Consider the following 3,006-nt stretch of genomic DNA (forward strand, 5'->3'; position numbering starts at 1 on the left):
TCTTGCCGGGTGCCAGGCCCGTGCGGTTGGCCACCCGGAAGATATGGGTGTCGACTGCGATGGTCGGTTCGCCGAACGCCACGTTCAGGACCACGTTGGCGGTCTTGCGTCCCACCCCCGGCAGGGCCTCCAAGGCGGCCCGGTCGTGCGGAACCTCGCCGCCATGGCGCTCCACCAGCTCGCGTGCCAGCGCCACGACGTTCTTCGCCTTGTTGCGCCACAGACCGAGCGTACGGATATGCTCTCCCACCTCCGCCTCGCTCATCCGCGCCATGCTCGTGGCATCCGGTGCCGCAGCGAACAGCGCCCCCGTCGCCTTGTTCACGCCGACATCGGTCGACTGCGCCGACAGGACCACCGCTACCAGCAAGGTGAAGGGGGTCGTATACACGAGCTCCGTCTGCGGGGCTGGATCATTCTTGGCGAGCTGGGCGAAGATCGCCTCGACCCGCTCCGCTGTCATGGCCTGGCTCATGGGTCGCCTGGTCGGGGCTGTTTCGGGTTGCCGCCGGTCATATATCCATTGCTGCCTGCGATCGAGGTGACAATGAGCGAGCACTCCGTGGCGGAACCGGTGCTGTTCAATGCGGTGATCTATCCGAACCCGCCGATCTCCCGGAACGGCTTCATCCTGGTGGTGGGTGGCTTTGCCGTCCTGTCCGGCGTGATCGGGCTCGCCACCTTCCTGGCCGGTGCCTGGCCGGTGCTGGGCTTTCTCGGCCTGGACGTGCTGGCGCTGGCCCTGGCCTTTTCCGTGGTGCGCCGCCGTGCCCGCGCGTTCGAGGCCGTGCACCTGGTCCGGGAGCGGCTGACCATCCGCCGGGTCGACCATCGCGGCCGCTCGGCCGAATGGCGGCTCTTGCCCTACTTCACCCGGGTCGAGCTGGACCAGCCGGCCGGCCATCTGAGCCTGGTGCGAGTTCGGGATCACACCACAAGAGTGCATATCGGTGCATTTCTGACACCGCGTGAACGTGCCGAACTCGCACAGGCGCTGCGTACGGCACTGGGCAGCGCCAAGACTCTCATGCCGCTCTGAGCTGACTGTCGGCACTCGTCTCGATTGTTTCCGGAAGCACTCGGCACGCAGCTTGTCGGACGGGTCTCATCGTCGTCCTGATACTCGGGCCAGGACGGCAGGTTGCGTTTACGAACCGCAGCCAGAGCTGAAGCTTCTGTGCCGTTTCTAGTCCCGTGACCTTGAGGGATTGAGCTTATTTCCGGTGCGACGTTCAGGAATGTGGACCGGAAGCAATATTTCCCTTATTCGCCTGGGTATCGGCAGGCGGGATTCGCGCTATAGGTGTAGCCGTCACGGCGCGAATGCCGGGATCCCGGTGCGTGACGGGCGAACACGACATGAACGCAGTGAGAATGACTTCGTCAGAGGGCGCCCGAATGGCCAGCGACTTGCCCCTCAGCAAGCTGCGGGGCCTGCCTTCGGCGATCCGCTTGGCGCTCAAGGCCCGCCGCGTCACCACCTGCGAGCAGTTGCTGCGCGCGGCCGGCAGCGAGTCCGCCCGGCGCATCCTCCTGGCACAGACCAAGCTCGACGAAGCCGACCTCCTGGTCATCGTGCACCGGGCCGATATGGCGCGCATCGACGGGCTGGGCGCAGTGTTCGGCCTGATCCTGGAGGAGATCGGCATCAGCACGCTGGAGCAGCTCGCCGCGGAGGAGCCGGCACAGCTCCATCACCGGGTGCGCGAGTATAATCGCCAGGAACGGATCTCGCGCCGCTCGCCCACGCCGGAGGAGGTCGCGGACTGGGTCGACCAGGCGCGTCACTTGCCCAAGCGGGTCGACGATCCGGGCCATGCCGCCAGCACGCTCGGGGTCTCACTGCGCCGCTAGAGCGATTTCCAATCAGGCGGGACCACCCGATCGGGAAGAAATCGCTCTGGAGGCGCACACTTGGCCGCTCAGAGACCCAGCACGTCGCGCATGCCGTAGAGCCCGGGCGGCCGACCAGCCAGCCAGCGCGCCGCTCGTACCGCACCATGGGCGAAGATCCGCCGGTCGGTCGCGCGGTGGCCGAGCTCGATCCGCTCGGCATCACCGGTGAACAGCACGACATGCTCGCCCACGACATCACCGCCGCGCAGCGTGGCGAAGCCGATCGTGCCCGGCTGCCTGGCTCCGGTGATCCCGTCGCGGCTGCGCACCGCGACCTCGTCGAGCTGGACCTCGCGCCCGGCGGCGGCAGCCCGGCCGAGTGCCAGCGCCGTGCCCGACGGCGCGTCCACCTTGCTGCGGTGGTGCATCTCCAGGATCTCGATGTCCCAGTCGTCGCCGAGCGTGGCGGCGACCCGCTCGACCAGGCCCAGCAGCAGGTTCACGCCCAGGCTCATGTTGGCGGCCCAGAGCACCGGGCAGGTGCCCGCGAGCCGCGCCAGTTCCGCGAACTGTGCCTGCGAGAAGCCGGTAGTGCCGACCACCTGTGCCTTGCCGGTGCCGGCCACGACCTGCAGATGCGTCAGTGTCGCCTCCGGGCTCGAGAACTCGATCAGGACATCGGCAGCCGCCACCAGCGCTGCGAGATCGGCGCTGGCGGGCTGGCCCACCGCATCCCGGCCCGCCAACAGCCCGAGATCCTGACCGAGTGCCGGATGGTCCGGGCGCTCGACCCCGCCGGCCAGGACCAGGCCCGGAGCATCCAGCACGGCGGCGAGGTTGCTGCGTCCCATGCGCCCGGCACAGCCGATGATCCCGACCTTGATCTGCTCCATGTCCGCTCCCTCGCGTCCGGCCGATGCACTGCTTGCAGCCGCGCGACCAGCCGCGGCGGTGGTGCCCGTTTCTGCCGGACGGTGCAAGCAAGGCGACGCGCCCGCGGCAAGCCGTTACTCTCCCCACAAGGGCCCGAGGCAATGAGGAGGTGCTGGCGGTGACCGCAGCAGGATCGATCCAGGAGCAGTTGCCCGTCGCGATGGCGCCGTGGTCGCCCGGCGATGCGCCGGTCGGCCTCGTGATCGTCGACGCCGTTCACGGTTTCTGCACGGTGGG

4 protein-coding genes are annotated in these 3,006 nt (G+C 68.3%); 2 read left to right on the top strand and 2 right to left on the bottom strand.

The genetic code is table 11. The features are described from left to right. Positions 1 to 475, bottom strand: a 475-nt coding sequence (locus VNS22_RS08885; protein WP_325731658.1) for an endonuclease III, incomplete at its 3' end; no start/stop codon positions are given. A gap of 72 nt (positions 476 to 547) precedes the next feature. Here VNS22_RS08885 and VNS22_RS08890 point away from each other — a divergent pair. Together VNS22_RS08890 and VNS22_RS08895 are read left to right on the top strand one after the other, a co-directional pair. Beyond that, positions 548 to 1,039, top strand: coding sequence for a DUF2244 domain-containing protein (locus VNS22_RS08890; RefSeq protein WP_325731660.1), 492 nt, complete (start codon positions 548 to 550; stop codon positions 1,037 to 1,039). A gap of 359 nt (positions 1,040 to 1,398) precedes the next feature. Beyond that, positions 1,399 to 1,854, top strand: a complete 456-nt coding sequence (locus VNS22_RS08895; protein WP_325731662.1) for a DUF4332 domain-containing protein — start codon at positions 1,399 to 1,401, stop codon at positions 1,852 to 1,854. Between the two features lie 68 nt (positions 1,855 to 1,922). Here the strand turns inward: VNS22_RS08895 and dapB are convergent, their stop codons facing one another. Next, the gene (dapB, locus tag VNS22_RS08900) at positions 1,923 to 2,720 is read right to left on the bottom strand and encodes a 4-hydroxy-tetrahydrodipicolinate reductase (protein WP_349261750.1); all 798 of its coding nucleotides are present in this window, start codon (positions 2,718 to 2,720) and stop codon (positions 1,923 to 1,925) included. Between the last annotated feature and the right edge of the window lie 286 nt (positions 2,721 to 3,006).

Origin of the sequence: Geminicoccus sp. (assembly GCF_035556675.1) — a bacterium.
Classification (GTDB): domain Bacteria; phylum Pseudomonadota; class Alphaproteobacteria; order Geminicoccales; family Geminicoccaceae; genus Geminicoccus.